Source organism: Homoserinimonas sedimenticola, from assembly GCF_026094475.1.
Lineage (GTDB): Bacteria > Actinomycetota > Actinomycetes > Actinomycetales > Microbacteriaceae > Homoserinimonas > Homoserinimonas sedimenticola.
The window spans coordinates 308,954-334,394 of record NZ_JAPELL010000002.1; the positions used below are offsets into that span (position 1 = coordinate 308,954).

At 68.4% G+C, this 25,441-nt stretch carries 26 protein-coding genes and 1 tRNA gene; 13 read left to right on the forward strand and 14 right to left on the reverse strand.

Annotated elements, in window-relative coordinates; genetic code table 11:
* Positions 1–5: 5 nt before the first annotated feature.
* Positions 6–374, forward strand: a complete 369-nt coding sequence (locus OH146_RS12685; protein ID WP_265161335.1) for a hypothetical protein — start codon at positions 6–8, stop codon at positions 372–374.
* On the opposite strand, the gene OH146_RS12690 is transcribed toward OH146_RS12685, so the two are convergent.
* From OH146_RS12690 to OH146_RS12700, 3 genes are read right to left on the reverse strand one after another with little or no spacing between them, the layout of a single operon-like run.
* Positions 371–1,144 carry an ABC transporter permease gene (locus tag OH146_RS12690; RefSeq protein ID WP_265161337.1) on the reverse strand — a complete coding sequence of 258 codons (774 nt, stop codon included), beginning with the start codon at positions 1,142–1,144 and terminating at the stop codon, positions 371–373. The genes OH146_RS12685 and OH146_RS12690 overlap by 4 nt on opposite strands.
* A complete protein-coding gene (locus tag OH146_RS12695) occupies positions 1,141–2,031 on the reverse strand; it encodes an ABC transporter ATP-binding protein (protein WP_265161339.1) in 891 nt (296 codons plus the stop codon). Before OH146_RS12695 ends, OH146_RS12690 begins: the two co-directional genes overlap by 4 nt.
* The gene (locus OH146_RS12700) at positions 2,028–2,396 is read right to left on the reverse strand and encodes a GntR family transcriptional regulator (RefSeq protein WP_265161341.1); all 369 of its coding nucleotides are present in this window, start codon (positions 2,394–2,396) and stop codon (positions 2,028–2,030) included. Before OH146_RS12700 ends, OH146_RS12695 begins: the two co-directional genes overlap by 4 nt.
* 79 nt (positions 2,397–2,475) lie before the next feature.
* Here OH146_RS12700 and OH146_RS12705 point away from each other — a divergent pair, with 79 nt between their 5' ends.
* Positions 2,476–3,891, forward strand: coding sequence for an amidase (locus OH146_RS12705; RefSeq protein WP_265161343.1), 1,416 nt, complete (start codon positions 2,476–2,478; stop codon positions 3,889–3,891).
* 34 nt (positions 3,892–3,925) lie between these two features.
* Here OH146_RS12705 and OH146_RS12710 read toward each other — a convergent pair whose 3' ends face one another.
* Positions 3,926–4,501, reverse strand: coding sequence for a hypothetical protein (locus OH146_RS12710; protein WP_265161345.1), 576 nt, complete (start codon positions 4,499–4,501; stop codon positions 3,926–3,928).
* Between the two features lie 117 nt (positions 4,502–4,618).
* On the opposite strand from OH146_RS12710, the gene OH146_RS12715 reads away from it, so the two are divergent.
* Positions 4,619–5,860: a glycosyltransferase gene (locus OH146_RS12715; RefSeq protein WP_265161347.1), complete on the forward strand. Its 1,242-nt coding sequence runs from the start codon at positions 4,619–4,621 to the stop codon at positions 5,858–5,860.
* Between the two features lie 14 nt (positions 5,861–5,874).
* On the opposite strand, the gene OH146_RS12720 is transcribed toward OH146_RS12715, so the two are convergent.
* The 5 genes from OH146_RS12720 to OH146_RS12740 form a co-directional block, all read right to left on the reverse strand.
* Positions 5,875–6,687, reverse strand: a complete 813-nt coding sequence (locus tag OH146_RS12720) for an arginase family protein (RefSeq protein ID WP_265161349.1) — start codon at positions 6,685–6,687, stop codon at positions 5,875–5,877.
* 36 nt (positions 6,688–6,723) lie between these two features.
* The gene (locus tag OH146_RS12725) at positions 6,724–7,464 is read right to left on the reverse strand and encodes a PspA/IM30 family protein (protein WP_265161351.1); all 741 of its coding nucleotides are present in this window, start codon (positions 7,462–7,464) and stop codon (positions 6,724–6,726) included.
* 105 nt (positions 7,465–7,569) lie between these two features.
* Complete coding sequence (locus OH146_RS12730; RefSeq protein ID WP_265161352.1) at positions 7,570–8,358, reverse strand: hypothetical protein; 789 nt, start codon at positions 8,356–8,358, stop codon at positions 7,570–7,572.
* Positions 8,348–8,902: a sigma-70 family RNA polymerase sigma factor gene (locus OH146_RS12735; protein ID WP_265161695.1), complete on the reverse strand. Its 555-nt coding sequence runs from the start codon at positions 8,900–8,902 to the stop codon at positions 8,348–8,350. Before OH146_RS12735 ends, OH146_RS12730 begins: the two co-directional genes overlap by 11 nt.
* 109 nt (positions 8,903–9,011) lie before the next feature.
* Entirely contained in the window at positions 9,012–10,868 is a 1,857-nt protein-coding gene (locus OH146_RS12740; RefSeq protein WP_265161354.1) for a phosphoenolpyruvate carboxykinase (GTP), read from the reverse strand.
* Positions 10,869–11,000: 132 nt separating this feature from the next.
* On the opposite strand from OH146_RS12740, the gene OH146_RS12745 reads away from it, so the two are divergent.
* Entirely contained in the window at positions 11,001–12,437 is a 1,437-nt protein-coding gene (locus tag OH146_RS12745; protein ID WP_265161356.1) for a helix-turn-helix domain-containing protein, read from the forward strand.
* Between the two features lie 12 nt (positions 12,438–12,449).
* On the opposite strand, the gene OH146_RS12750 is transcribed toward OH146_RS12745, so the two are convergent.
* The 3 genes from OH146_RS12750 to OH146_RS12760 form a co-directional block, all read right to left on the reverse strand.
* Positions 12,450–13,439 carry a cation diffusion facilitator family transporter gene (locus OH146_RS12750; protein WP_265161358.1) on the reverse strand — a complete coding sequence of 330 codons (990 nt, stop codon included), beginning with the start codon at positions 13,437–13,439 and terminating at the stop codon, positions 12,450–12,452.
* Positions 13,436–13,852, reverse strand: coding sequence for a transporter substrate-binding domain-containing protein (locus OH146_RS12755; RefSeq protein ID WP_265161360.1), 417 nt, complete (start codon positions 13,850–13,852; stop codon positions 13,436–13,438). Before OH146_RS12755 ends, OH146_RS12750 begins: the two co-directional genes overlap by 4 nt.
* Before the next feature lie 144 nt (positions 13,853–13,996).
* A complete protein-coding gene (locus OH146_RS12760) occupies positions 13,997–15,181 on the reverse strand; it encodes a RimK family alpha-L-glutamate ligase (RefSeq protein ID WP_265161362.1) in 1,185 nt (394 codons plus the stop codon).
* Positions 15,182–15,207: 26 nt separating this feature from the next.
* Between OH146_RS12760 and OH146_RS12765 the strand changes: the two genes are divergently transcribed.
* From OH146_RS12765 to OH146_RS12775, 3 genes are all read left to right on the forward strand, one after another.
* Positions 15,208–15,693: an ATP-dependent zinc protease family protein gene (locus OH146_RS12765; RefSeq protein WP_265161364.1), complete on the forward strand. Its 486-nt coding sequence runs from the start codon at positions 15,208–15,210 to the stop codon at positions 15,691–15,693.
* Between the two features lie 33 nt (positions 15,694–15,726).
* Positions 15,727–16,689: a quinone oxidoreductase family protein gene (locus tag OH146_RS12770; RefSeq protein ID WP_265161366.1), complete on the forward strand. Its 963-nt coding sequence runs from the start codon at positions 15,727–15,729 to the stop codon at positions 16,687–16,689.
* 110 nt (positions 16,690–16,799) lie between these two features.
* Entirely contained in the window at positions 16,800–17,114 is a 315-nt protein-coding gene (locus OH146_RS12775; protein ID WP_265161368.1) for a hypothetical protein, read from the forward strand.
* Positions 17,115–17,164: 50 nt separating this feature from the next.
* Here the strand turns inward: OH146_RS12775 and OH146_RS12780 are convergent.
* Positions 17,165–17,240: transfer RNA gene (locus OH146_RS12780), tRNA-Arg, on the reverse strand.
* Between the two features lie 70 nt (positions 17,241–17,310).
* Positions 17,311–17,934, reverse strand: a complete 624-nt coding sequence (locus OH146_RS12785; protein ID WP_265161370.1) for an arginyl-tRNA synthetase — start codon at positions 17,932–17,934, stop codon at positions 17,311–17,313.
* Positions 17,935–17,996: 62 nt separating this feature from the next.
* Here OH146_RS12785 and OH146_RS12790 point away from each other — a divergent pair, with 62 nt between their 5' ends.
* The 6 genes from OH146_RS12790 to thrB all read left to right on the forward strand — a co-directional run bounded on the left by OH146_RS12790 (position 17,997) and on the right by thrB (position 25,302).
* Positions 17,997–19,646, forward strand: coding sequence for an arginine--tRNA ligase (locus OH146_RS12790; protein ID WP_265161372.1), 1,650 nt, complete (start codon positions 17,997–17,999; stop codon positions 19,644–19,646).
* A gap of 2 nt (positions 19,647–19,648) precedes the next feature.
* Positions 19,649–20,380 (forward strand): DUF2993 domain-containing protein, encoded by a 732-nt coding sequence (locus OH146_RS12795; RefSeq protein WP_265161374.1) that lies wholly within the window; start codon positions 19,649–19,651, stop codon positions 20,378–20,380.
* Positions 20,381–20,496: 116 nt separating this feature from the next.
* On the forward strand, positions 20,497–21,927 hold the full coding sequence (gene lysA / locus OH146_RS12800; RefSeq protein ID WP_265161698.1) for a diaminopimelate decarboxylase: 1,431 nt from the start codon (positions 20,497–20,499) through the stop codon (positions 21,925–21,927).
* Entirely contained in the window at positions 21,927–23,249 is a 1,323-nt protein-coding gene (locus tag OH146_RS12805) for a homoserine dehydrogenase (protein ID WP_265161376.1), read from the forward strand. The genes lysA and OH146_RS12805 overlap by 1 nt, the downstream gene beginning before the upstream one ends.
* A gap of 23 nt (positions 23,250–23,272) precedes the next feature.
* Positions 23,273–24,355, forward strand: a complete 1,083-nt coding sequence (thrC, locus tag OH146_RS12810; protein ID WP_265161378.1) for a threonine synthase — start codon at positions 23,273–23,275, stop codon at positions 24,353–24,355.
* Positions 24,352–25,302: a homoserine kinase gene (gene thrB, locus OH146_RS12815; RefSeq protein WP_265161380.1), complete on the forward strand. Its 951-nt coding sequence runs from the start codon at positions 24,352–24,354 to the stop codon at positions 25,300–25,302. The genes thrC and thrB overlap by 4 nt, the downstream gene beginning before the upstream one ends.
* The last annotated feature ends 139 nt before the right edge of the window (positions 25,303–25,441 follow it).

A 25,441-nucleotide genomic window follows, 5' to 3' on the forward strand; every position in this document is an offset into this window, starting at 1 on the left:
TTTTCATGCCCGAAGCATCCCGTCGGCGTCCTGAGCCGCACCGTGTGCTCGTGACGCTACACGGACACGTGCGCGCGCGACCCCACGATGTCTGGGCGGCCATCGCCGCGCGGCTTGACCCGGGGGAGGCGGGACGCAGCCGCTTTCTCGCGGACGAGCGGGCGCTGCTGGTCGTGACGCAGGGCGGTCGCTGGTATCGCGGCGAGTACCGGGTCGTGGCCGACGACGAGGGCTCGCACGTCGTGCACGTCATCCTCGACGTCTCACGCAGCCAGCGCCCGCTCGGAAGGTTCAGCGGGAGAACCGTCATCGAGCGGGCACCGGGGGAGTTCGAGCGGATGCTGCGGCAGCTGCGTCTCGAACTCGAGGGCTAGGTGCGGGGCGTCGCCTTTCGCAGCAGGAAGAAGCCTGCGATGGCGCTCAGCAGGGTGGGGACGAGCAACCACAGGGCTACGCCGAGTGGACCGTTCGTCACGAACCACTGACCGACGTTCCCCCAGCTCTCGCTGAGAGTGATGACGGCGATGGCGGCGAGCACGATGAAGCTGAGCGCGGCGAAGAAGAAGATCATGCCGATGCTCTTCCAGCGCACATAGACGGAGGCCGTGGCTGCTCCCACGAAGAAGAAGAACAGCAGCACGAGGAAGAACTGCACGAACTGCGTCACGGCGTTCTCGGTCGAGAAGTAGACGACGTCGAACATGCGCCCGCCGAGACCCCATCCGTTCGTCGCCCTTTCGACGACGTTGAGCACCGTGAGGCCGAGCGCGTAGAGGGCGCTGAGCACGATGAACACGAGGCCCGAGCCCAGGTAGAAGTCGCGGCGGGTCACCCCGTAGCCGAGAGCGAAAGGGAAGGTCGCGTTCATCGCCTGCACCGCAACGACCATCATGTAGACGAAAATGAACGAGGATGCGCCCGAGAACTGCATCCCCTCGCCCGCGTCCTGCATTGCGGCGTCGCCGGCGACCGTGCGGATGAGCCACCAGATGACGAGATTCGCGGCGAAGATGATGCCGAGGATGATCCACGGCAGCACCAGCAGGGAGAACCTGTTGGTGAGGTGAAGCCGTGCGACGTTGACGATGCGCCGCAGCTCCTCGCCGCCGGCACTGCGATCGATGGGTGCTGTTGTCGTTGTCATGCGCTCTGCTCGAACTCTCGTGTCGTGGTTCCGGTCTTCCTGATGATGAGCTGCTGCAGCGACACGGGCGAGAGCTCGAGGCCGGCAGCGGCCGCGGCGGCACGGTCCTGCGCGTCGAGTGTGCCGACGGTGACGGAGGCGAGACCCCCGATGCTCTCCCTGTGCAGCACCTCGTGACCCGCGACGAAGGAATCGACGGCGGCACGGGTGCCTACGACGGTCGTCGCGGAGTTGCGCAGGTTCTCTGCGTCGTCATCGATCACGATGCGACCGTCATCGATCAGGAGCACATGCTCGAGCAGCATGCTGACCTCGTCGATGAGGTGCGTCGAGAGCACGACGGTGCGCGGATGCTCGGCGTAGTCCTCGAGGAGGCGATCGTAGAAGAGCTGCCGGGCGACAGCATCCAGCCCCAGGTAGGGCTCGTCGAAGAAGGTGAGAGGGGCGCGGGAGGCGAGGCCGACGATGATGCCGACGGCGGAGAGTTGTCCGCGCGAGAGCTTCTTCACCCGCCGGTCGGTGGGCAGGCGGAACTCGTCGATCAGCTGTGCAGCGAAGTCGGCGTCCCAGTTGGCGAAGAACCAGGGCGCGCTCGCGAAGACATGCTTGACGACGAAGTCCTCCGGGTAGCGCTGGCTCTCCTTGATGAAGCAGATCTTCTGCAGCACGCTCGCGTTCTCGACGGGCGAGGCGCCGAAGACCCGGATGTCTCCCCGGGTCGCGAACTCCTGCCCCGTGAGCAGGCTCATGAGCGTGCTCTTGCCCGCCCCGTTGCGGCCGAGCAGGCCCGTGATCTTGTTCTCTTCGAGGGTGAAGCTGACGTCGTCGACAGCGCGCACGCTGCCATACGTCTTGCTCAGGCCCGAGACCTGCACGATGGTGCTCATCGGCTGGTTCCTTCCGTGATGTTCTTTGTGATGAGGGCGGTGATCTCCTCGCGGCTCAGGCCGAGCTTGTCGGCCTCGAGGAGGAGGGGGCGTACGTAGTCGTTCTCGAAGCGCTCGCGTCGCTGGGCGACGATCCGGGCGCGGGATCCTGCGGCGACGAACATTCCGATGCCTCGCTTCTTGTAGAGGATTCCGGCGTCGACGAGCAGGTTGACTCCCTTGCCTGCCGTCGCCGGGTTGATGCGGTGGAAAGTGGCGAACTCGTTGGTCGAGGGCACCTGGGTTTCTTCGGGCAGCGCACCGCTCAGGATGTCGCTCTCGATCTGCTCCGCGAGCTGCACGAAGAGGGGGCGGCCTTCGTCCATGGTTCCTCCTACTTCAGTGGTTCATTACTTGACTAACTAACCACCTAGGCTGGCCGCTGTCAAGCCCTAGGCTTCTGGCATGTTCGAACTCCACCACCTCAGCGCGCAGGAACAGTGGGACTGGCTTCACCGCCGCGAGATCAGCCCCCGCGAACTCGTGAGCCACTACCTCGAACGCATCGAGCGCCTCGATCCGCAACTCGGCGCCTTCGTGACCGTGACGGGGGAGGCGGCCCTCGAGCGGGCCGACACCCTCGCACACGCCGAAGACCGCACCGCCGCTCTCTGGGGCCTGCCCTTCGCAGACAAAGACCTCACGATGCGCGCGGGGGTACCCGCGAAGTTCGGCTCCCGACTGCTCGCCGACTTCGTGCCGGATACGAGCGACGAGTTGCCGCAGACGCTCGATGCGGCAGGCGCCATCAGCCTCGGCAAGACCAACACCCCGGAGTTCGGGATGCCCTCCTACACCGAATCCCGCGTCGCGCCACCCGCCCGCACGCCCTGGAACACCGCGCTCGGGGCCGGCGGATCGAGCGGAGGCGCCGCCGTCGCGGTTGCCGCAGGCCTGCTTCCCTTCGCCCCCGGCTCAGACGGGGGTGGGTCCATCCGGATCCCCGCGGCAGCGACGGGGCTCGTGGGGCTCAAGCCCTCGCGCGGACTCGTGCCCGCAGCATCCGGCATCGGCTCGCTTGCGGGCCTGCCCGTCGCGGGGCCCATCGCCCGCACGGTCGCGGACGCGGCCATGCTGCTCGACGCCATGATCGGCGACGCGCCCTTCCCCTACACCCTGCGTGCGCCCCGCTCACCCGAGGGGCCCCTCCTCGGCAGCGCCGTGCGCGGCGAGGGGCGCTATCAGATCGCCGTCATGACAACGACGCCCTGGGATGAGGCCTACGAGATCACGATTGCCCCCGAGGCTCGCGACGCACTCGACCGCGCCGTGCGTGAGGTCAGCGCGATCGGCCACGGGCTCGAGGAGCTTGCGCTCGAGCCCTCGCCCGACTATGCCCCGAACTTCCGCACCATCTGGCAGGCGGGGGCCGCCTCGATTCCCGCCGAGGGCGACGCCATGGAACTCCTCGAACCCCTCACGCGCTGGCTCGTGCGCCGGGGTCGCGAGTTGAGCGCCCGGCAGCTCGCCGAGGCGCTCAGCTGGCTCACGGGCTTCGAGCGCTCCGTCATCCGCCAGTTCGCGCACGTCGATGCCGTGCTCACCCCCACCCTCGCGATGACGCCGCGCCCCCTCGGCTGGTACGACCAGGAGGACGGCGAGCGCAACTTCGAACAGCAGGTGCAGTACACGCCCTTCACCTCCTTCGTGAACGTCTGCGGCCTCCCCGCCATCACGCTGCCCGTGCACGAGACCGCGGAGGGAGTCCCCATGGGCGTGCAGCTCATCGGCCGGCCGGGGGGAGAGGCGACACTCCTCGCTCTGGGCGCGCAGCTCGAACGCCGGGTGGGCTGGCAGCGCCGGCATCCGCCTCAATGGTGATGCGGATGCTACTGCTCCCGCCGCGCGCGAAGGCTCAGCGGCGATCCGCGACCTCGCCGCGGATCTCGTCGACACCTTCTGGGTGGTTCGAGTGGTACCAGGCACCCGGCTCGAAGAGGTACGTGTCGTTGTGTCCCAGCATGTTGGTGCTCGGGTCGATCGTGTAGACGACGTCGCTGCCCTCCTCCGCGCGCAGGTAGCCCTCCGCCTCGAGGCGGGCCTGGGCCTCCGTGGCCTGCGTCTCGGTGATGGGTGAGTAGGCGGCAGTGAACCAGCCATCGCTGTTGGGCAGGTACCACATGCAGGCGAGGCCGCCGTAGTCGAAGAACAGCTCCTCGATGCTGCCCTCCGAGCGCACCTGGGACTCGTAGTCGACCTCGTGCACATAGCCGGCCGCCTCGAAGCCGTCGAGCGTCTCCTGAGTGATGAGCGTGTTGCAGGCGAGAGCGGGCGGACCCGTCGGCTCCGGTTCTGCGCTCGGCTCCACCGTTGCGGGGACCGACGCCGTGGGCTCGGTGCTGGGCGATTCCTCACCCGGAGCCTCGCCCGCGCATCCCGACAGGGCGACCGCGGCGAGAACCGCTCCGGCGACGGCGATGCGGAGCCTCATGATCCTCCAGTCGGGCATCGTGGTGACGCCGGGAAGTGTGCGCGGAACGTGATTACTGCCGAGAATAGTGCAGGCGGGCCGCGAGGTCTCCCATCGCCGGGCGGATACAGTGTGAGCATGAGGGGCACGGTGAGAAGGGTCGCCCTCGTGTCGATGCACACGCCTCCCGCGCAGCAGGCCGGCACGGGCGACTCCGGAGGTCTCAACGTCTCGCTGCTCGCGACGGCACACGAACTCGCCGCCCGCGACATCGAGGTCGAACTCCTCACGCGCGCGGAGGGAGCGCCGGCGGTCACGATCGTTGAGCCGGGGGTGAGCATCCACTCGCTGCCCGCGGGCCCTCAGGCCGCCGTCGACAAGGCACTCCTGCCGGAGCTCACGGACGAGTTCGGCGAGGCCGTCGCGCGTCTCGCGGGACGGACGGACCCCCGCTACGACATCATCCACGCGCACTACTGGCTCAGCGGAATCGCGACGCTGCCCGTGGCCCTCGAGCTGCACATCCCGCTCGTTCAGAGCTTTCACACGCTCGCCGCCATGAAGAACCGGAACCTCGCGGGGCAGCAGCGCCCCGAACCGGAGCGGCGGCTGCGCTCCGAGTCCTACCTCGCGGGGCAGGCGAGCGCCGTCGTAGCCGGCTCGAGCGCCGAGGTCGAGAGCCTCATCGACGATGTGCGAGCCCCCGCCGAGCGGCTCTGGGTGGTGCCGCCGGGCGTCGACGTCGAACTCTTCCGACCCGACCGCGGCGCCGGGATGCGCGTGCGGCGCGCCTACGACATTGAGGAGGGGCGGCCCGTGCTCGCGGTCGTGGGGCGCGTGCAACCCCTCAAGGACCAGGAGCTCGCCGTCCGCACCCTTGCGGCCCTACGCGAACTACGCGGCTGGACGCCCGTGCTCGTGATCGCGGGGGAGCCGACGCCCGGCGATGAGCGCTACCTCGCCTCCCTCCACGCACTCGCGGAACGGCTTGGTGTGGCATCCGACATCCGCTTCGTCGGCGCTCTCAACCGGGAGCAGCTGGCCGACCTGCTCTCCGTCGCGACCCTGACGCTCATCCCCTCACACTCCGAGACCTTCGGCCTCGTCGCCCTCGAATCCGCCGCGAGCGGCACCCCTGTCATCGGCTACCGCGGCACGGGACTCACGGATTCCGTCGCCCACGGCGCCTCAGGCCTGCTGCTCGACTCGCGGAATCCGCAGGAGTGGGCGGCCGCCGCCGCCCGACTGCTCGACGACAGCTCAGAGCGCACCCGCCTCGCCAATGCGGCGCGCGAGCACGCGCTCGGCTTCACCTGGGGTGCGACCGCGACCGCCCTCATCGGGCTCTACAGCAGCCTCGTCGACGCGCGGCGGCGCTGACACGGCGTTGGGGGTCAGCGCGTGAGCGCCCCGATGATGCGCAGGATCGTCGCGAGATCGTCCTCGGCGGCGTCGGGGGAGGCGGGTGCGAACTCGGTGAGGCCCGCTCCCGCGAGCGGGAAGCGCGAGACGACGGCCCGCAGCAGCTCGACGAGAGCCTCAGCCGAGATGCCGAAGGGCACGGGGGCGCCGAGGCCCGCGATGATGCCGGGGTCGAGCACATCCAGGTCAACGTGCACGTAGACCCTTGTCGCCCCCGTCGCGGCAACCGCATCGAGCACGGCCTGGGCGCTCACCTCCGCCCCGAGCATCCGTATGCCGGAGGCGCGCACGTATTCCTCCTCGGCGTCGTCGAGGGCACGCGCGCCCACCAGCACGACGCGGGAGGGATCGAGCGGACGCTCTGGCACGAGCGGCGAGGCGCCGTCGCCGAGAAGCGTCCGCAGCACCATCCCGGTGAAGGCGCTCGAGGGTGACGACTCGGGAGTGTTGAGATCCGGATGCGCGTCGAACCACAGCAGCGCGACGTCGTCCGCTACGACATGCGACACCGCCGCCAACTCCACACCGCAGTCGCCGCCGATCGTCACGGCCGGCCCGGGCCGCTGGGCGAGAGCCTCCGCCACTCGGTCGCGCACCGTCATGATCGACGAGCAGCGGGCGACACCGCAGCCCTGATCGTCGCCCGCCTCCGCGGGAACCTCGACCAGTGTCGTCGACGACGACGGCAGGTCGCGGCTGATCGCGAGCGCCCCATCGGCGAGACGCATGGCCCTCGCTGATGCGGAACCCTGCCACTGGGGGACGACGAAGAACGAGGCGGTCACGGCGTCAGTCTGCCACGAGCATCCGGATGCGGGCGCTCACTCTCCAGAGGTCACCGCCTTTGGCGCGTGGCCCGCCTTGAGGGCGGCGAGCCGCGCATCCAGCTCGGACTTCTCCTCCGCATCCTCCAACTCCTCAAACTGGGCGTCGAGGCTCGATGCGGCCAGCTCCTGCTTGCCAAGCACGCGCGCCTCCTCACGGCGCACCTTCTCCTCGAAGCGGCTGATCTCGCTCGTCGGGTCGAGCAGGTCGATGCTCTTCATGGCGTCGAGCACCTGCGACTGCGCCTGCGCCGTCTTGGCGCGCGCGACGAGTTCGTCCCGCTTGGCCGTGAGCTCGCGCAGCTTGCCCCGCATCGCGTCGAGCCCCGTCTTGAGCTGCGTCACGACGGCCGTTTGATTCGCGATAACCGGCTCTGCCTCGCGCGCCTCCTTCTCCGCCGCAAGCTGCCGGGCGAGGGCGATGCGAGCGAGATTGTCGAAACGGTCGGCGCCGCTCGTGTCCCCCGCGGCGCGCAGTTCGTCGGCCTTACGGCTCGCCGCGACCGCCTTGCGGCCCCAGTCCTCAGCGTTCGCGACATCCTCCGCGTGATCCTGCTCGAGCATGCGCAGGTTGCCGATCGTCTCGGCGATGGCCGCCTCCGCCTCTGAGATGCTGGCGGAGTAGTCGCGCACCATCTGGTCGAGCATCCGCGCGGGGTCCTCCGCGGCGTCGAGCAGAGCGTTGATGTTCGCCTTGGCGAGTTGCGCGATGCGACCGAAGATGGACTGCTTGGCCATGCGGGATCCTTTCGTCGTGGGCCCGGCCGTCGGGCGTCCGAGCCATCCGCTGCGACTGTATCGGAAGCGCCTTGGACGGCACAGGGAGCACGCTCGTCTGCCCGACTACTCGACCCGGACGGTGAGGGAGGGTGCGATCAGCAGGGTGCTGACGCTGCCCGGTTTCGTCGTGAGTTCGAGCACGGCGTCGAGCCGGTACTCGCCGGCCTCGAGCGGCGGCAGTTCGCTGCGGAAGGTTTCGCGTGCCTCATCCTCCGGACCGCACTCGACCGGCACGAGCGCGACCTCGAACGACATCGACTCGCCTGGATCCAGCTGCACTGCCTGGCCGGATGCGCTGCCGGCCTGAGTGTGCCAGACCGTTACGCCCTCGCGCGACAGCGTGAGCGCGGGGCCAGAGCCAACCCTCCCCGTGACGGTCTCCTCCCCGGAATTTTCGAGCGAAACCGTGCCGAACACTGGCGAGTCTCCCGCCGGGATGGGATCCGGGAACCGTGCCTCGAGCATCAGATCTCGTGCTGTCGCCGCAAGTGCCGAGACCGGCTCCCCGCACGGATTCAGCTTCTCGACGGGCGCGAGAGCTGCACCGCCCGCCGAGCTGTCAGTCTCCGCGCTGAAGGCGGAGGCGTCATCGCCTGCGTCGCCCCCCGCATCCGAAGACTCGCTCGCCGTCTGCAGCGGCGCGGGCGCCGGAATCCCGCCCGCAAGTGCCGCAGCGATCCCGACGACCGCGAGAGCGCCGACGGATGTCGCGGCGAGAGCCCGCACGCGGCGCCTGCGCCGGCTCTTCCGGATGATCGTGCCCGCGTCGAGCCGGCCGGGAGCCGCAGCATCCGCCAGCATTTCGCGGAGCCGCTTCTCCGTCCTCTCGTTCGGGGTGTGGTCAGCGGGCATGGGGACCTCCCAGGGAGACGGAAAGCTTGGCGAGGCCGTCGCTCAGATAGCGCTTGACGGCGCCCGAGCTGAGCTCGAGGGTCGCGGCGATGTCGTCGACCTTCAGATCTTCGTAATAGCGCAGCACGATGCAGGCACGCTCCCGCGGGGTGAGGCGTCGAAGTTCGCCCGCGATGTCGATGCGCTCGTCGCTGGCGGCGGAGGGGGAGGGCGCCTCTTCGCTCTCGGCAGCGAGGTGGGCGATACGACGCCAGCGCGAGACCCGGCGGCCCCCGTCGAGGTGTGCGTTGACGATGGCGCGGCGCACGTACGCTTCGGCGCTGTGGATACTCACTCCGCTGCGCAGTCGCCCGAAGGTCCTCACGAGAGCGTCCTGCACGAGGTCGGCGGCATCGTCAGGGCTGCCAGAGACGAGCGCGGCGTAACGCAGGAGGGCGTCACCGCGCTGGGCGACGAGATCGCTCACGACCCTCTCCCACGGTGCCGACACGGATGCCCCTTCCCGGCGCGCGACAAACGCCTCCGTCACAGCGTGCACCGTCATCACCCCCTTCACCCTTACAGACGCACGGTGCGCCTGAAAGGTTGGGTGGACATGCGGGAGGGGGTGCCGCACGGATGCGGCACCCCCTCCCGGTTTCTGACGTCTCGGCCTACTCGGCGGCGAGCCGCTCGCGCAGGTCCTTGAGCTGTTCCCGGAGTGCCGGGGGAACCCGGTCGCCGAAGGTGTCGAAGAAACGCTCGGTGTCGTCGAGCTCGTTCAGCCACGCCTCGGGGTCAATGGCGAAGAGGTTTTCGACCTGCTCGTCACTCAGCTCGAGACCGTCGACGTTGAGTGCACCCTCCGCGGGGGCGTAGCCGAGTGCCGTCTCGCGCGCGGTTGCGCGTCCATCGACGCGGTCGAGAATCCACTCGAGCACCCGAGCGTTCTCGGCGAAGCCGGGCCACAGGAACTTGCCGTCGACATCCTTGCGGAACCAGTTGACCTGGAAGATGCGGGGCATGTTGCCCGCCGAACGCAGGCCTTCGCCCACCCGAAGCCAGTGCGCCCAGTGGTCGGCCATGTTGTACCCGCAGAAGGGCATCATCGCGAAGGGGTCGCGGCGCAGCTCACCGACAGCGCCCTCGGCCGCCGCGGTGCGCTCCGACGAGACGGTCGCGCCGATGTAGACGCCGTGCTCCCAGTCGCGGGCCTCGACGACGAGGGGCACGTTGGTTGCGCGGCGCCCGCCGAAGATGATCGCGTCGACGACGACGCCCTGCGGGTCGTTCCAGGTCTCCGCGATCGACGGGGCCTGGTGGGCGGCCACCGTGAAGCGGGAGTTGGGGTGTGCTGCCGGCGTCCCGCTCTCCGGGCTCCAGGGGTTGCCCTGCCAGTCCGTGAGGCCGGCCGGCGGCTTGTCGGTGAGTCCCTCCCACCAGACGTCGCCATCCTCGCGGAGCGCGACATTCGTGAAGATTGTGTTGCCCCACAGGGTCTCGATCGCCGTCTCGTTGGTCTTGGGGCTCGTGCCCGGGGCGACACCGAAGAAGCCCGCCTCGGGGTTGATCGCGCGGAGGCGACCATCCGGTCCGGGGCGCAGCCAGGCGATGTCGTCGCCGATCGTCTCGACCTTCCATCCGGGGATGCTCGGCTTGAGCATCGCGAGGTTGGTCTTGCCGCACGCGGAGGGGAACGCCGCGGCGACGTGGAAGACGCGGCCGCGCGGGTTGGTCACCTTGAGCAGGAGCATGTGCTCGGCGAGCCAGCCCTCGTCGCGGGCCAGCACGGAGGCAATGCGAAGGGCGAACGACTTCTTGGCGAGGATCGCGTTGCCGCCGTAGGCCGAACCGTATGACCAGATCTCCCGCGTCTCGGGGAAGTGGCTGATGTACTTGGTGTCGTTGCAGGGCCACGGCACGTCAGCCTGTCCTGGCTCGAGCGGCGCGCCCACGCTGTGGACCGCGGCGACCCATTCGGTGTCCTCCCCGATGAGCTTGAGGGCCTCACTGCCCATGCGGGTCATGACGGCCATGCTCGCGACGACGTAGGGGGAGTCGGTCACCTGCACGCCCAGCTTGGCGAGGGGGCTGCCGAGCGGCCCCATCGAGAAGGGCATGACGTACATCGTGCGGCCGCGCATCGATCCGTCGAAGATCTCCGAGAAGGTTGCGCGCATCTCTGCGGGCGCGACCCAGTTGTTGGTGGGTCCGGCATCCTCTTCGCGCTCCGAGCAGATGAAGGTGCGAGACTCCACTCGGGCGACATCGCTGGGATTGCTGCGGGCGAGGAAGCTGTAGGGGCGGTGTTCCGGGTTCAGCTTGATCAGGGTGCCCGCCGCAACCATCTCCCGAGTGAGCCGATCCCATTCCTGCGGGGAACCGTCGCACCAGACGATGCGTTCCGGTTTCGTGAGCTCTGCGATGGTGTCGACCCACGCGACGACCTTGGGGTCGGCCCCTTCGGGGACAGCGTGATAGGCGGCTGACGAGATCTCTGTCGTGGCGGGGGTGGGGGTCGTCAGTGTCATGAGGCAATCCGTCCGCTCGGCGCATAAGACATGCGCAAAAATGTCTGGTGCATAACAGTGTGAAGCGGTGCATCGCGCCTGTGGTGCTCGATTTGGGAGTAAGAAGTTCGGATCTTTCGCTATGCTCAAGACGTGACCGATCTTGCGACATTGGGCCAGCGCATCCGCCATTTCCGTACCGGCGCGGGTCTCACGCTCGATCAGCTGGGCGCCGCCGTCGGCATCGCGGGCAGTCAGCTCTCCCTCATGGAGAACGGGCGGCGGGAACCCCGGCTCTCCCTCCTCCAGTCGATCGCGGAGGCCCTCGGCATCCCCGTCGCCGAGCTCCTCAGCTCGGAGCCGCCGACCAAGAGGGCGGCCCTCGAGATCGAACTCGAACGGATGCAGCAGGGCGCCCTCTACCGCGGGCTCGGACTTCCGAGCATCCGGATCAGTCGCTCCATGTCCGACGAGAACCTCGAGGCCCTCGTGGGGCTGCACCGCGAGCTCGCACGGCGTGCCCGGGAGGCGATCGCGACCCCCGAGGAGGCGCGCCGCGCCAACACAGAGCTTCGGCATCACATGCGGGAGCAGAACAACCACATCCCCGAGCTGGAGACGCTGGCCGAAGACGTGCTCAAGAGCGTGGGCCACACGACCGGCGCGCTCACGCACCGCTCGGTCGCCCTTATGGCCAAGAAGCTCGGCTTCGACCTCATCCACGTCGACGACCTACCGCACTCGACGCGCTCCGTCACCGACCTGGAGAACGGTCGCATCTACCTGCCCCCCGCCTCCATCCCCGGTGGGCACGGGCTCCGTTCAATGGCTCTGCAGGCGATGGCGCACCGCCTTCTCGATCATCACGAGCCGGAGAGCTACGCGCAGTTCCTGCGGCAGCGGCTCGAGATCAACTATTTCGCGGCCGCCTGTCTCATGCCCCTCGGTCCCTCGGTTGATTTCCTCTCCTCTGCCAAGAATGACCGCAACCTTGCTATCGAGGACTTCCGCGATGCCTTCGGCGTGACGCATGAGGCGGCGGCACTGCGGTTCACCAATCTCGCCACGACGCACCTCGGCATGACGGTCCACTTTTTGAGGGTCGGCGACGATGGCGCCCTCTACAAGGGTTACGAGAACGATGGCCTGCTCCTGCCGACGGATGTCACGGGCTCCACTGAGGGGCAGCTGGTGTGCCGGCACTGGAGCGCACGGCTCGCGTTCACGCGCACCAATCGCACGACGGAGTTCTACCAGTACATCGACACTCCCTCTGGCACCTACTGGAACTCGACCCAGACGGGCACGGGCACTCAGGAGGAGTTCTCGATCACATTCGGGGTGCCCTTCAACGATGCCAAGTGGTTCCGCGGACGGGACACGCGCAATCGCGACACCTCGACGTGTCCCGATGTGAACTGCTGCCGACGGCCCTCGGGGGAGAAGGCCGAGCGCTGGTCGGGACGCGCCTGGGCGAGCGCCAAGCTGCACGCTCATATCCTCTCGCCCCTGCCCTCGGGAACCTTCCCCGGCGTCGACGACACGGAGCTCTACGACTTCCTGGAGGCCCATTCGGGCGACACCGACTGAACGGTGAGGAGCTCAGGGGCGAGACCTCCGGCGACGCCCACTCTCGACCGTGTCGGGAAGTGAATCGACGGGGATCAGCACGATGTCCTGCACGCGCCAGTCCATGGCGGCGCAGGCCTCCCTTGCCTCGCTGAGGTGCTTGAGCGACGGCGCCCGGCCGAAACGCGGCACGATGAAGGCCTCCACGTGAAAGACGTGGCCCTCGTCGCGCACGCGCACGCCTGCATCCTTCACCCAGGCCAGCCCGCGCAGGTAGTCCTGCACCTCACCGGCCACGGGATGCGGCCGACGGTCGTCGAAAGTCTTGGCGCGCTCGTCCATCAGGTCGAGTACGGCGCCCTTCATGTTCTTGAGTCCGTCATGCAGGATGCTGCCCGAGATGAAGAGGGCGGCCGCCGAGTCGAGCCACCACAGGCCGAGGCCCACGCCGGCGACGCCGATGATGGTGCCGACCGCGGTCATCCAGTCGGCCTTGTTCATATCGGCATCGGCGTAGAGCACCTTGTCATGCAGCTCGTTCGCGAGTCCCATCTTGATGCGCCCGATGATGACGGGGGGCAGCGCCGTCAAGGCCATGACCGCCATCATGAGCCAGCCGAGCCAGATCACGTGCCCGAAGAGCACCACCGTGCCGATCGTCGGGTGCTCCGCCTTCACGAGTGACGAGCCGGAATCCACGATGAGAACAACGCCCATCGTGGTGAGGGCAACCGCTGCAACTAGGTGCCCCACGCCGACCGAGCGGTGGTAGCCGTAGGGGTGCTCAATCGTGGGGCGCCGGCTTCCCACCCGAACCGCGATGAGGAAGGCGATGGGTGGGATGAACGAGAGGATGTCCTCGATCCAGGCGGTCTTCATCGCCTGGGAGTTGCCGAGCACAAGGGCGACGAGGGTCACGGTGATCGCGAGGAAGCCCATCGTGATCCACTCGAGCCGGATCGCACGACGGAGAGTGGCGACCTGGGAGTCACTCAGGGCGTTATGGCCGAAGTGACGTGTCACGACGATGCCTCCTGCCCGCGCTGGGTCAGGAAGGTCTCGAGCTCCGAGAGGAAGGCGTTTTCACCCATCTGCACGAGCATCACCAGCTTGAGCTGCGTGCCGTCTTCTGTCGTGATCTCCGCGTACGGCCGGGTCACCCCCGTCTTGCTGCTCCACGGCGTTCTGTCGCTGATGCCGCCGATGATGAGGTCGAGCTCGTGGTCCTCCAGTGCGCGCACATGCTGGCCCTCCGAGCCGGACTGCCAGTCGACATCCGCATCCAGGGTCTCCGCGAAGTCCTTGACCAGTTCAACCTCGACCCCGCTGGGCGGGCCGTTCTCATGCAGGACAACCCGATCCTCGTAGGGAGTCACGCCCACTCGGAGCACCCCGCCGGTGACGCGATCGAGTGTGCCGTTCGGGTCGGTGGGCATAGTCAGCGAGCATCCGCCCATCACTGCAGTGACCAGTAAGCAGGATGCTGCCGTGACCACGTTTCGGCGAAACCGGCGTCTCATGCCACCGAGGCTAGACCCGCGACTTCCAGCCTTCGTGGAGCGGACGTCCAGCGTCAGGGATCACTCCGGCGGCTGTGCCTTCGGCAGCTTGCGCACCTTGGCCCGGCGCCGGTGGCTCGGGATGAGCGAGCGCATCTCCTCCGTCTTGCCGAAGCACAGCAGACGATCCTCGGCCTGCAGCAGCTGCTTCGACTTGGGGTTGGGGATGACAGAGGTGCCGCGGTTCAACGTGAGCACCGTGATGTCCCGCTCGAGCAGGCCGGATTCGCCGAGAGTCTTGCCCACGAGGTCGGCGCCCGAGTGCACGACGATCTCCGCGACGTGGTAGCCGGTGGAGACGGCGAGCCGCTGGCGGATGTCGATGTCGGGGAAGGCGACCTCGTTGGAGATGTAGTCGATGATGGCGCCCGCCACGTCGAGCTTGGTCGCCGTCTCGATCCCCTGAAGCCCGGGGGAGGAGTTGACTTCCATGATGAGGGGTCCGTCGGCGCCCTCGAGCATGTCGACGCCCGCCACCTTGAGTCCCATGATCTGCGCCGAGCGCACGGCGGCCCGCTGGTATTCGGCGCTCAGTTCGACGGGCTCGACCGAGCCGCCCCGGTGCACGTTGGAGCGGAACTCGTCATCGACCGCCCGCCGTCGCATGGCCGCCACGACGCGGTCGCCGACCACGAGGGCACGGATGTCACGGCCGCGGCTCTCTGAGATGAAGCGCTGGATGAGCACGTTCTGCTTCGTCGAGTGCAGGGTCTCGATGATCGCCTCGGCCACCTTGACGTCGGGCGCCAGGATCACCCCGATGCCCTGCGTGCCCTCGAGGAGCTTGATGACGACGGGAGCTCCGCCCACCTGCTGGATCGCGGGGCGCACGTCGGCGCGGTTGCGCACGAAGGCGGTCGCCGGCATGTCGATGTTGTGGCGCGAGAGGATCTGCGTCGCCCGCAGCTTGTCTCGGGCATTCGCGATGCCGTTGGCGGTGTTGGGCGTGTAGACGTCCATCTGCTCGAACTGTCGCACGACGGCCGTTCCGAAGTAGGTGATGGAGTTGCCGATGCGGGGCAGGACCGCGTCGTAGCTCGAGAGGGGGCGGCCGCGGAAGTGCAGGTCGGGCTCTGGGCCCGAGAGGTCGATCGCGAAGCGCAGGGTGTTGAGCACTTTCACCTCGTGCCCGCGCTGCAGTGCGGCGGAACGTAGCCGCTGGGTGGAATACGACTGACGCGCGCGGGAGAGGATTGCGAGTTTCATGGTGCGTGCCCTGAGAAGATGGGGGAATGAGACAGGATCCCCATTCAAGCACCACTGTGGGGTGGCGTGAATGGGTGAGCCTTCCCGATCACGGCGTCCCGTGGATCAAGGCCAAGCTCGACACGGGCGCGCGCACCTCGAGCATCCACGCTTTCGACATCGAGGTCGTCGAAGCTGAGCAGGGCGAGCGTGTGCGATTCTGGGTGCACCCCTGGCAGGAGTCGGCACGCGATGCGGTGCAGATCGAGTGCCCCGTGCATGACCGCCGCTCGGTCCGCAGTTCCTCAGGCCACGCCGCGACGCGCATCGTCGTGCACCTCGACGTCTCGATCCACGGTCGGGTCGTCACGGCGGAGTTCACTCTGGCAAACCGCGACTCGATGGGTTTCAGGATGCTCATCGGCCGGGAGGCGCTGCGCAAGGGCTTCGTCGTGGACTCGGCGCGATCGTTTGTGGGCGGGCGCGCTCCGCGGGAGGTGCGCCGCATCAACCGGGGACGGCACGGTCACTAGCCTGTTATGGAGATCGAGCGGAAGGAGTGACGGATGCGCAGCATCGTCGTGAGCGAACGAGGCGGCCCCGAGAAGCTGGTTCTCGAGGAGCGTCCGAATCCTGAGCCGAGGCCGGGCGAGATCCTTGCGCGGACTCACGCTGTGGGAGTCAACTTCTACGACACGTACGTGCGCTCGGGCGTGTACGACGCGAAGCTTCCGTTCACACCCGGGCGGGAGGCATCCGGCGTGGTGGAGGCGGTTGGCGACGGCGTCGAGGGCTTCGCGGCGGGCGATCGTGTCGCGACTGTCGACGCCTCGGGCAGCTACGCCGAGTACTTCCGCGTGAAGGCGGATGTTGCGGCCCATGTCCCCGACGATCTGGACCTGGATGTCGCGGCCGCCGTTCCCCTGCAGGGGCTCACGGCGCACTACCTGGCGACCTCGATCGCGCCGCCGGCTGCGGGGGACTCGGTCATCGTGCATGCGGGAGCGGGCGGCGTCAGTCTCCTACTCACGCAACTGCTCGTCGCACGGGGCGTCCGTGTCTTCACGACCGTGTCGACCCCCGAGAAGGCTGCGTTGAGTCGCGAGGCGGGCGCGAGCGCTGTCTTCGCCTACGAGGACTTCCCCGAGCGGGTGCGCGAGGCGACAGGCGGGGAAGGCGTCGCGGTCGTGTATGACGGGGTCGGTGCGACGACCTTCGACGGCTCGTTGAAGTCACTGCGCGTCCGCGGAACGCTTGCCCTCTTCGGGGGATCGAGCGGCCAGGTGCCCCCCTTCGATATCCAACGGCTCAACTCCGGGGGCTCGCTGTCGCTCGTCCGGCCGAGCCTCTGGCACTACATGCGCACCCCCGAGGAGCGTGCGTGGCGCTGGGAGGAGCTGTTCACGGCGCTTGCCGAGGGCTCGCTTAGGGTGCGCATCGGCGCGCGCTTCCCCCTCGCTGATGCGGCCGAGGCGCACGCAGCCCTTGAGGGGCGTCGCACGACGGGCAAGGTCATCCTTACGGTGTGACCCCCTGAAAGGGGGTCGTTTTCCTAGCACATCTCGCCACAATAAGACAGCCCTGTCTACTCCTGTGGGTCGGTCGCATACTGGCCGCCACAAGCTCAAGGGAGTGGACTATGACGACACGACGACACCTCATCCGCGGAGCTCTCGTGGCGGCGGCTCTCGGCCTCGCCGCGCCGTTCCTGAGTACCCCCGCCCCGGCTCAGGCGGCCGCAACGTGCTGGAGTGCAGGCACGGACGGTGCGCACGCGAGCGCGAACTGCAGTGGCTACGGCTACGCCCGCCTCATCGTGCAGTGCCATGCGATCTGGCCATTCTCGCCCTGGACCGATTACGGAGCCTGGGTGTGGGTCGGCGGGGCGGCCACGATCGTGAATGCACACGTGCACTGCGCCGCGCCCATCACGGTCTCGGTGCAGTATCGCTGACACGCTCGGCAGGGCAGTCATTAGGGCGCGAGCCTGAGTGACCTTCACGTTGGTGCCCTCGGAGGGATTCGAACCCCCGACCTTCGGTACCGGAAACCGGCGCTCTATCCCCTGAGCTACGAGGGCGGATGCACGTGCCGGGTGCTCCCGGAGTGCCTGACTAGGTTAGCAGCCCGCCGCGCTGCCGCTGCTCACCTCAGCCGAGGTGCGAGATCGCCGTCGTGGTGAGCTGCTGGGCGTCGGCGGCGGCCGTGAAGAAGTCCGAGGACGCGGTGACAAGGTAGGGGCCCGAGATGACTGTCGCGGTGCCGTCGCCGAACCAGCCCTCCCCACCGAGGCCCTCCGCCGGCGTGGCCGTGCCGGAGAGTTCCGAGCGCACCTGGGCGAGGGCGTCTGGCCCTGGGCTGGAGGCGGAGACGACGATGCTCTCGCCGCTCGTGAGATTCATGTAGTGGCAGGCGATGCCCTCGGCGGCGACAGCGCGCGCACCCGGCGAGCCGCTCTCGGGGGTCTGCCCGTCGACGAGGGTGAGGTTGGGGTTGTACGCGTAGATGTCGTCCGCCGTGATGAGCTGCGAACAGGTGATGCCGACCGGCGTCGCCTCGGCAGGCGGAGCGCTCGGCTCCGCGTTCGGCTCCTCGCTGGGGGAAGGGTTCGCCGAGGGTGAGGAGCTCTGCGTCTCGCTGGGCTTGGGGGCGGGGTCTTCGCCCGCGCAGGCGACGAGACTGAGAGCGAGCACGACGGCCACGCCGATGCCCGCGGTTCGGTGGAGCATGGATGCCCGCGGCGGGGTCGTGGCGAGGGAGTCGAGGCTGTTCACCCCTCCATCATGCCCTGCTAGGACCGGGGAGGCGGGATGCCCACCCGGTAGAATTGCGAATCGTGACTCCCGCCGAACTCTCCGCCGCCCTGCTCGACATCGTCACCGCAACGATCGCGGCCCGCGGGGGTGAGGCATCCGTCTCGATCGAGGATGTGCGTCTCGACCGTCCCAAGAATCGCGAACACGGCGACTGGGCGTCGAGCATCGCGATGAAGCTTGCGAAGCCGCTCGGCACGAACCCCCGGGAGCTTGCCACCGAGTTGGCGGGCGCCCTCGCGCGGGTCGAGGGTGTGGCATCCGTCGAGGTTGCCGGCCCCGGTTTCATCAACGTGACCCTCGACGCCGCCGCCGCAGGCACGCTTGCGAAGTCGATCGTCGAACAGGGGGAGGCCTACGGGCACGGAACAGGCCTCGCGGGGCAGGTCGTCAACCTCGAGTTCGTCTCCGCCAACCCCACGGGGCCCCTCCACATCGGCCACACGCGCTGGGCTGCCCTCGGCGACTCGCTCGGCCGCGTGCTGCGAGCCGCCGGCGCCGAGGTGACGAACGAGTTCTACATCAACGACGCGGGCAACCAGATGGACAACTTCGGGGCGAGCGTCCTCGCCGCCGCGAAGGGCGAGCCGACGCCCGAGAACGGCTACCCCGGCCAGTACATCGCCGACCTCGCGAAGGGTGTGCTCGAGCGCGAGCCGCGGCTCCTCGAGCTTCCCGCGGCCGAGGCGCTCGCGGTCGCCAGGGAGATCGGCTACGAGCTGCAGCTGCAGGAGATCAAGGACTCCCTCGCGCGCTTCAACGTGCACTTCGACGTGTGGTTCTCTGAACGTCAGTTGCACGCGGGCGAGCCGAGTGCGATCGACGCGGCCGTCGAGCGCCTGCGAGCGCAGGGCCACGTCTACGACGAGGATGACGCGATCTGGGTGCGCACGACCGACTTCGGCGACGACAAGGATCGCGTCATCAAGCGCGGCAATGGCGTCTACACCTACTTCGCCGCCGACGCCGCGTACTACCTCAGCAAGAGCGACCGCGGCTTCAGCCTCAAGATCTACCTGCTCGGTGCCGACCACCACGGCTACGTGCACCGCATCAAGGCGATCGCGGGCGCGTCAGGCGATGACCCCGCCAAGAATGTTGAGGTGCTGATCGGGCAGCTCGTCTCGATCAACGGGGCCAAGCTCTCGAAGCGCGCCGGCAACATCATCGAGCTCAACGACCTGCAGGCGTGGCTCGGAACGGATGCGCTGCGCTACTCCCTCGCGCGGTACCCCGCCGACTCGCCCCTCACACTCGACCCCGAGATCCTGCAGCGCCGCACCAACGACAACCCGGTCTTCTACGTGCAGTACGCCCACGCGCGCACCAATCAGGTGACCCGCAATGCCGAGAGCGCGGGCGTCACGCGCGACGCTTTTGATGCGGCCACGCTCGAGCACGAGACCGAGAGCGTGCTGTTGGGCGCTCTCGCGGAGTTCCCGCGGGTCGTACAGCAGGCGGCGGAGCTGCGGGAGCCGCACCGGGTCGCCCGCTATGCCGAGCAGTTGGCGGGCTCCTACCACCGCTGGTATGACAACTGCCGCGTCACGCCCCTCGGCGACGACCCCGTCACGCCTGTGCACCACTCCCGCCGCTGGCTCAATGACGCGACCGGTCAGGTGCTGCGCAATGCGCTCGGTCTCCTCGGAGTGACGGCGCCGGAGAGGATGTGATGATGGCGTCGCGGCCGCCTCGGCAGTACATCGGCCAGACCGGACCCAAGCCGAGCGTTGGCAGGCGAATCGCCAAGGCGGTCGTCGGGCTCGTGATCGCCGTCGCCATGCTGGCAGGCGCCGCCGTGCTCATCGACATGGGACTTCGCGATTTCGCGGAGACCCGCGCCGAAGCCGAGATCAAGCGGCGCGTGCCCGGCTCCGCGGTCGAGGCGGATGTCACGATCCACGGTTTCTCGATGCTGCAGCAGGTCGTGCAGGGTGAGCTCGACGACGTCGATGTGACCTTCACGCTCGGCGAGGAGGGTCTCGACCGCCTCGCCGACAATGCGGGCTTCACGGGCGCCGTGCGGATCGACGGTGGCGCGATCGCGCTCGACAACGAGATCGAGGTGCTGGGCGCCGTGATCCCCTTCTCGGTCGACCTCGAGCCGAGCCTCGATGACGACGGCTACCTCGTGCTGACGGCGGTCGGCATCACAGCCGCCGAGGATGTCACTGTCGACCTGACCCGCTTCGTCGATCTCGCGTCTGTAGGCGTGCGCGTCTGCTCCGCCTCGCTGCTACCCGAGTCGATTGTCCTCACGGGTGTCTCCGTCGACGGCGACACCGTGCGCTTCACGGCCCACGGCGCCGGTGTCCCCACCGATCTCGACGCCCTCGGCACGCGCGGTGAGTGCGCGAGCGAGGGGGCGGGCGAGGCCGGCGAGGAGGGGGCCGAGCCGAGCGCGTAATAGAATTCGCAGGAAGCGTGCTCGGCGCATCCGCCTTCAGGCACGCGCGGGGGCCGTCTCGGGCCCTACCGCGCATCCATCCACCAGCACCCGTATTTTGATCCGTGAGGCCCCTCGTGACCGCCAACCCGCTCGCACCCGACTGGCTCTCCCTACCCGGCGACGCCAATGCGCTCGAGCCCGCGATCTGGTCGGCGGGGGTCGAGCGCAGCGCCGAGGGAGTCATCCAGGTCGCGGGCGTGCCCGTGACGCAGCTCGCCCGGGAGTACGGCACTCCCCTCTATGTCATGGACGAGGCTGACGTCCGCACCCGCGCACGCGAGGCGAAGCTCGCCTTCGATCGTGAGTTCGCGGCGGTCGGCAGCTCCGCGAAGGTCTACTACGCGGGCAAGGCGTTCCTCTCGACCGAGGTCGCGCGCTGGGTGACGGAGGAGGGCCTGCACATCGACGTCGCGAGCGGGGGAGAGCTCGCGGTCGCGCTCGCGGCGGGTGTCGACCCGGCGCTCCTCGGCGTGCACGGCAACAACAAGTCCCTTCGCGAGATCGACCGGGCCGTGGCATCCGGTGCTGGCGTCATCGTGATCGACAGCGTCGATGAGATCGCTCGCGTCGCGGATGCGGCCGAGCAGCACGGCGTGCGCCAGCGGGTGCGCCTGCGCGTGAACAGCGGGGTGCACGCGAGCACCCACGAGTACCTTGCGACGGCCCGGGAGGATCAGAAGTTCGGCATCGCCCTCGCCGACGCTGAGGACGTCGTCGCCCTCATTCGCGCGCGTTCGTCTCTCGAGTTCATGGGTTTGCACGCCCACATCGGCTCGCAGATCTTCGAGGCCGTCGGCTTCAGCGAGTCGGCGCGGCGCCTCATGACGCTGCAGGCTCGGCTTCTTGGGGACGGGCCCGTGCCCGAGCTCAACCTCGGCGGCGGCTTTGGCATCGCCTACACGAGCGCCGACGAGGCGATGCAGGTCGCCGATATCGCGCGGGCGCTCGCCGAAATCGTGGCCGCGGAGGCTCGTCGGCTGGGCATCCCGGTCCCTGTCGTCGCGGTCGAGCCCGGCCGAGCGATCGTGGGCCCCTCCACCTTCACTCTCTACGAGGTGGGCACTGTCAAGGATGTGCTCGTGACGATCGGCGGCACGACGGATGACGCAACCGCCGTTCGCAAGTATGTGAGCGTCGACGGCGGGATGAGCGACAACGCGCGCACGGCACTCTATGAGGCCGACTACAGCGTGCGCTTGGCCGCGCGGGTGTCAGAAGCCGAGCCCGCCCTCGTGCGCGTGGCAGGCAAGCACTGCGAGAGCGGCGACATCGTCGTGCGTGCCGACTACCTGCCGGGGGACGTGCGGCCCGGCGACCTCGTCGCGGTGCCGGCGACGGGGGCCTACTGCTGGTCACTCTCCAGCAACTACAACTATCTGGCGCGTCCCGCGGTCGTCGCCGTCCGGGACGGCGTCTCGCGCATCATCGTGCGCGGCGAGACCGAGGACGACCTGCTCTCACGTGATGCGGGGATCGTCAGGGACACAGCGAGGAACGGAAATTGATGATCGAGTACCGCAATCTCCGGGTCGCCCTCCTGGGCGCGGGATCCGTCGGGGCGCAAGTCGTGGCCCAGCTCCAGAAGCACGGCGAGGAGCTCGCAAACCGCGCCGGCGCGGGCATCGAGCTCATCGGGGTGGCGGTGCGGGACATCGACGCACCGCGCACGGCGGAGATCCCGCGGGAACTCCTCACGACTGACGCTGAGGGCCTCATCGTGGGCGCGGACATCGTGGTGGAGCTCATCGGAGGCCTCGAACCGGCGCGCACGCTCATCCTCGAGGCGCTCAATTCCGGTGCCGACGTCATCACGGCCAACAAGGCGCTCATCGCGACGCACGGTCCCGAACTGTTTGCGGCGGCGGAGCAGGTCGGCGCGCAGCTCTTCTACGAGGCAGCGGTCGCCGGCGCGATCCCCATCATCCGACCCCTGCGAGACAGCCTCGCGGGCGACCAGGTGCACCGCATCCTCGGCATCGTCAATGGCACGACAAACTACATCCTCGACCGCATGGACCTCGAGGGGCAGAGCCTCGAGGAGGCCCTCGCCGAAGCGACAGCCCTCGGCTATGCGGAGGCCGACCCGACCGCTGACATCGAGGCCTATGACGCGGCACAGAAGGCCGCTATCCTCGCGAGCCTCGCCTTCCACACCTCGGTGCCGATCGAGGCTGTGTACCGCGAGGGCATCACGGCCATCACGGGCGAGCAGGTAGAGGCCGCGCGTCGCGCCGGCTACGTCATCAAGCTCCTCGCGATCTGCGAGCGGATGATCGACGCTGATGGCGACGCGGGTGTGAGCGCTCGCGTCTACCCCGCGCTCGTGCCCCGCGCGCATCCGCTCGCGGCCGTTCACGGTGCCAAGAACGCGGTCTTCGTCGAGGCGGAGGCGGCGGGCGACCTCATGTTCTATGGGGCGGGCGCAGGCGGTGTCGAGACGGCATCCGCTGTGCTCGGCGATCTTGTCTCGGCGGCGCGCCGCCACGTCATCGGGGGCCCCGGCATCGCCGAGTCGACGCACGGCGACCTGCCGATCCTGCCGATCGAGAGCGTCACGACCCGCTACCAGATCAGCCTTCTCGTCAATGACCAGCCGGGCGTGCTCGCGGCGGTCGCGACCGTCTTCAACGAACACGGCGTCTCTGTCGAGACGGTGCACCAGACGGTCAGTTCGCTCGGTGCGGAGGGCGAGTCCGCCACCGCTACCCTTGTCATTGGCACGCACGAGGCATCCGAGGCCTCTCTCGCTGACACGGTCGACGCCCTCGCGTCCAACGACACCGTTCGCGCTGTCACATCCGTCCTGCGAGTCGAAGGCTCCGAGTAGAAGGTTCAGGGAAAAGGTTCACCATGGCGCATCAGTGGCGCGGAGTCATCCGCGAGTACGCAGACCGGCTCGACGTGACGGATGCCACGCCCGTCGTGACCCTCGGCGAGGGCGGCACCCCGCTCATCCCCGCCCCCGCGCTCTCCGCCCGCACGGGCGCGAACGTCTGGGTCAAGTACGAGGGCATGAACCCGACGGGCTCTTTCAAGGACCGCGGCATGACGATGGCGGTCACGAAGGCTGTCGAGCACGGCGCGAAGGCTGTCATCTGTGCCTCGACGGGCAACACCTCCGCCTCCGCGGCGGCGTATGCCACCCACGCAGGTATCACGGCGGCCGTCCTCGTGCCCGAGGGCAAGATCGCGATGGGCAAGCTGGCCCAGGCCATCGCGCACAACGCCCAGCTGCTGCAGGTGCAGGGCAACTTCGACGACTGCCTCGACATTGCACGCGACCTCGCCGAGAACTACCCCGTCCACCTCGTGAACTCGGTCAACAACGACCGCATCGAGGGGCAGAAGACGGCCGCCTTCGAGGTCGTCGAGGTGCTGGAGGATGCGCCAGACTTCCACTTCATCCCCGTTGGCAATGCGGGCAACTACACGGCCTACTTCCGCGGCTACAGCGAGGAGCTCGAGCGGGGCGTCTCGACGCGGCTGCCCCGCATGTTCGGCTTCCAGGCGGCGGGCAGCGCCCCCATCGTCGAGGGCCACATCGTCAAGGACCCCGACACGATCGCGAGTGCCATCCGCATCGGCAACCCCGCGTCGTGGGAGCTTGCCCTGGCGGCGCGCGAGACGAGCGACGGTTATTTCGGCGCCATCAGCGATGACAAGATCCTCGAGGCGCACCGCATCCTCTCGGCCGAGGTGGGCATCTTCGTTGAGCCGGCGTCCGCCATCAGCGTTGCGGGGCTGCTGGAGCGCTCGGAGGCGGGCATCGTTCCCGCGGGCTCGACGGTCGTCTTGACCGTCACGGGTCACGGGCTCAAGGATCCGCAGTGGGCGCTCCGCGGCGCGGACGGCGCCGACGTGCAGCCGACCGTCGTGCCCGTTGATACGGCCGAGGTCGCCGGCGTGCTCGGTTTGGAGCGAGCGACGGCATGACCCTCATGCCCGCCCCGCCGGTCGGTCGATCGGTCACGGTCAAGGTTCCCGCAACCTCCGCGAACCTCGGCCCCGGCTTTGACACTCTCGGCCTTGCCCTGTCTCTCTACGACGATCTTGAGGTCCGGGTGCGCGAACAGCCCGGCGCCTCGGTCGAGGTCCGGGGAATCGGGGAGGGCGAAGTGCCGACCGACGAGACGAACCTCGTCGTGCGGTCGATCCGCTTTGTCTTCGACCGCTATGGCGTTGAGTTCCCCGGTCTCGAGCTCGTGGCGAGCAACCTCATCCCGCACGGCCGCGGCTTGGGCTCCTCGGGCGCGGCGATCGTCTCGGGCATCATGGCGGCGAAGGGCCTGCTCGAGGGCATCATCGAGCTGGACTCGAATGCGCTCCTCTCCCTCGCTTCTGAGCTGGAGGGTCACCCCGACAACGTCGCGCCGGCGCTGTTCGGCGGCCTCACGATTGCGTGGAGCGGCGAACACGGTCCCCAGCACAAGAAGCTCATGGTGCACCGGGGGGTCTCGCCCCTCGTGTGCGTTCCCGACTACACACTGTCGACGGAGCTCGCCCGCAGCCTGCGCCCTGTCTCGGTGCCGCACGAGGATGCCATCTTCAATGTTTCGCGGTCGGCGCTCCTGATCGCTGCCCTCATCCAGAGCCCCGAGCTCCTCCACGACGCAACGGAGGACCGGCTTCATCAGAACTACCGGGCGAGCGCCATGCCCGAGACGGTCGCCCTCGTCGAGGAGCTTCGCGGCCACGGCCACGCGGCCGTCGTCTCCGGTGCAGGACCTTCCGTTCTTGTGCTCTGCAGCGACCCCGCCGAGCGTCTCGTGGCGGCGGATCTGGTCGCCGCGCACGACGGCTCGCCGTGGCAGGCGCTCATGCTGGCCGTGGACTTCAAAGGTGCTACAGTGAACCTGCACCCGGCAAAGTCTTTGGCTTAGCCAGGCACGAATCACTCTTTTCGCGCCACGGGTTGCACCATCACCAGCATCGCTTCGCCGCTCCTCCACTCCCCGTTTAGCCTCTGAGGTCGAAGCCCGGAGTCGAGATCGTCGAGCGACAAGCTCTCCGTCAGGTTCA

Excerpts from the sequence above, each read along its gene's own strand:
- OH146_RS12775 (WP_265161368.1), top strand. The coding sequence starts at position 16,800 with ATGACGACACGACGACACCTCATCCGCGGAGCTCTCGTGGCGGCGGCT.
- OH146_RS12700 (WP_265161341.1), bottom strand. The coding sequence starts at position 2,396 with ATGGACGAAGGCCGCCCCCTCTTCGTGCAGCTCGCGGAGCAGATCGAG.
- thrC (WP_265161378.1), top strand. The coding sequence starts at position 23,273 with ATGGCGCATCAGTGGCGCGGAGTCATCCGCGAGTACGCAGACCGGCTC.
- OH146_RS12695 (WP_265161339.1), bottom strand. The coding sequence starts at position 2,031 with ATGAGCACCATCGTGCAGGTCTCGGGCCTGAGCAAGACGTATGGCAGC.
- OH146_RS12740 (WP_265161354.1), bottom strand. The coding sequence starts at position 10,868 with ATGACACTGACGACCCCCACCCCCGCCACGACAGAGATCTCGTCAGCC.
- OH146_RS12705 (WP_265161343.1), top strand. The coding sequence starts at position 2,476 with ATGTTCGAACTCCACCACCTCAGCGCGCAGGAACAGTGGGACTGGCTT.
- OH146_RS12710 (WP_265161345.1), bottom strand. The coding sequence starts at position 4,501 with ATGAGGCTCCGCATCGCCGTCGCCGGAGCGGTTCTCGCCGCGGTCGCC.
- OH146_RS12735 (WP_265161695.1), bottom strand. The coding sequence starts at position 8,902 with ATGACGGTGCACGCTGTGACGGAGGCGTTTGTCGCGCGCCGGGAAGGG.
- OH146_RS12685 (WP_265161335.1), top strand. The coding sequence starts at position 6 with ATGCCCGAAGCATCCCGTCGGCGTCCTGAGCCGCACCGTGTGCTCGTG.
- thrB (WP_265161380.1), top strand. The coding sequence starts at position 24,352 with ATGACCCTCATGCCCGCCCCGCCGGTCGGTCGATCGGTCACGGTCAAG.
- OH146_RS12795 (WP_265161374.1), top strand. The coding sequence starts at position 19,649 with ATGGCGTCGCGGCCGCCTCGGCAGTACATCGGCCAGACCGGACCCAAG.
- OH146_RS12715 (WP_265161347.1), top strand. The coding sequence starts at position 4,619 with ATGAGGGGCACGGTGAGAAGGGTCGCCCTCGTGTCGATGCACACGCCT.
- OH146_RS12770 (WP_265161366.1), top strand. The coding sequence starts at position 15,727 with ATGCGCAGCATCGTCGTGAGCGAACGAGGCGGCCCCGAGAAGCTGGTT.
- OH146_RS12690 (WP_265161337.1), bottom strand. The coding sequence starts at position 1,144 with ATGACAACGACAACAGCACCCATCGATCGCAGTGCCGGCGGCGAGGAG.
- OH146_RS12725 (WP_265161351.1), bottom strand. The coding sequence starts at position 7,464 with ATGGCCAAGCAGTCCATCTTCGGTCGCATCGCGCAACTCGCCAAGGCG.
- OH146_RS12805 (WP_265161376.1), top strand. The coding sequence starts at position 21,927 with ATGATCGAGTACCGCAATCTCCGGGTCGCCCTCCTGGGCGCGGGATCC.
- OH146_RS12765 (WP_265161364.1), top strand. The coding sequence starts at position 15,208 with ATGAGACAGGATCCCCATTCAAGCACCACTGTGGGGTGGCGTGAATGG.
- OH146_RS12755 (WP_265161360.1), bottom strand. The coding sequence starts at position 13,852 with ATGCCCACCGACCCGAACGGCACACTCGATCGCGTCACCGGCGGGGTG.
- OH146_RS12760 (WP_265161362.1), bottom strand. The coding sequence starts at position 15,181 with ATGAAACTCGCAATCCTCTCCCGCGCGCGTCAGTCGTATTCCACCCAG.
- OH146_RS12730 (WP_265161352.1), bottom strand. The coding sequence starts at position 8,358 with ATGCCCGCTGACCACACCCCGAACGAGAGGACGGAGAAGCGGCTCCGC.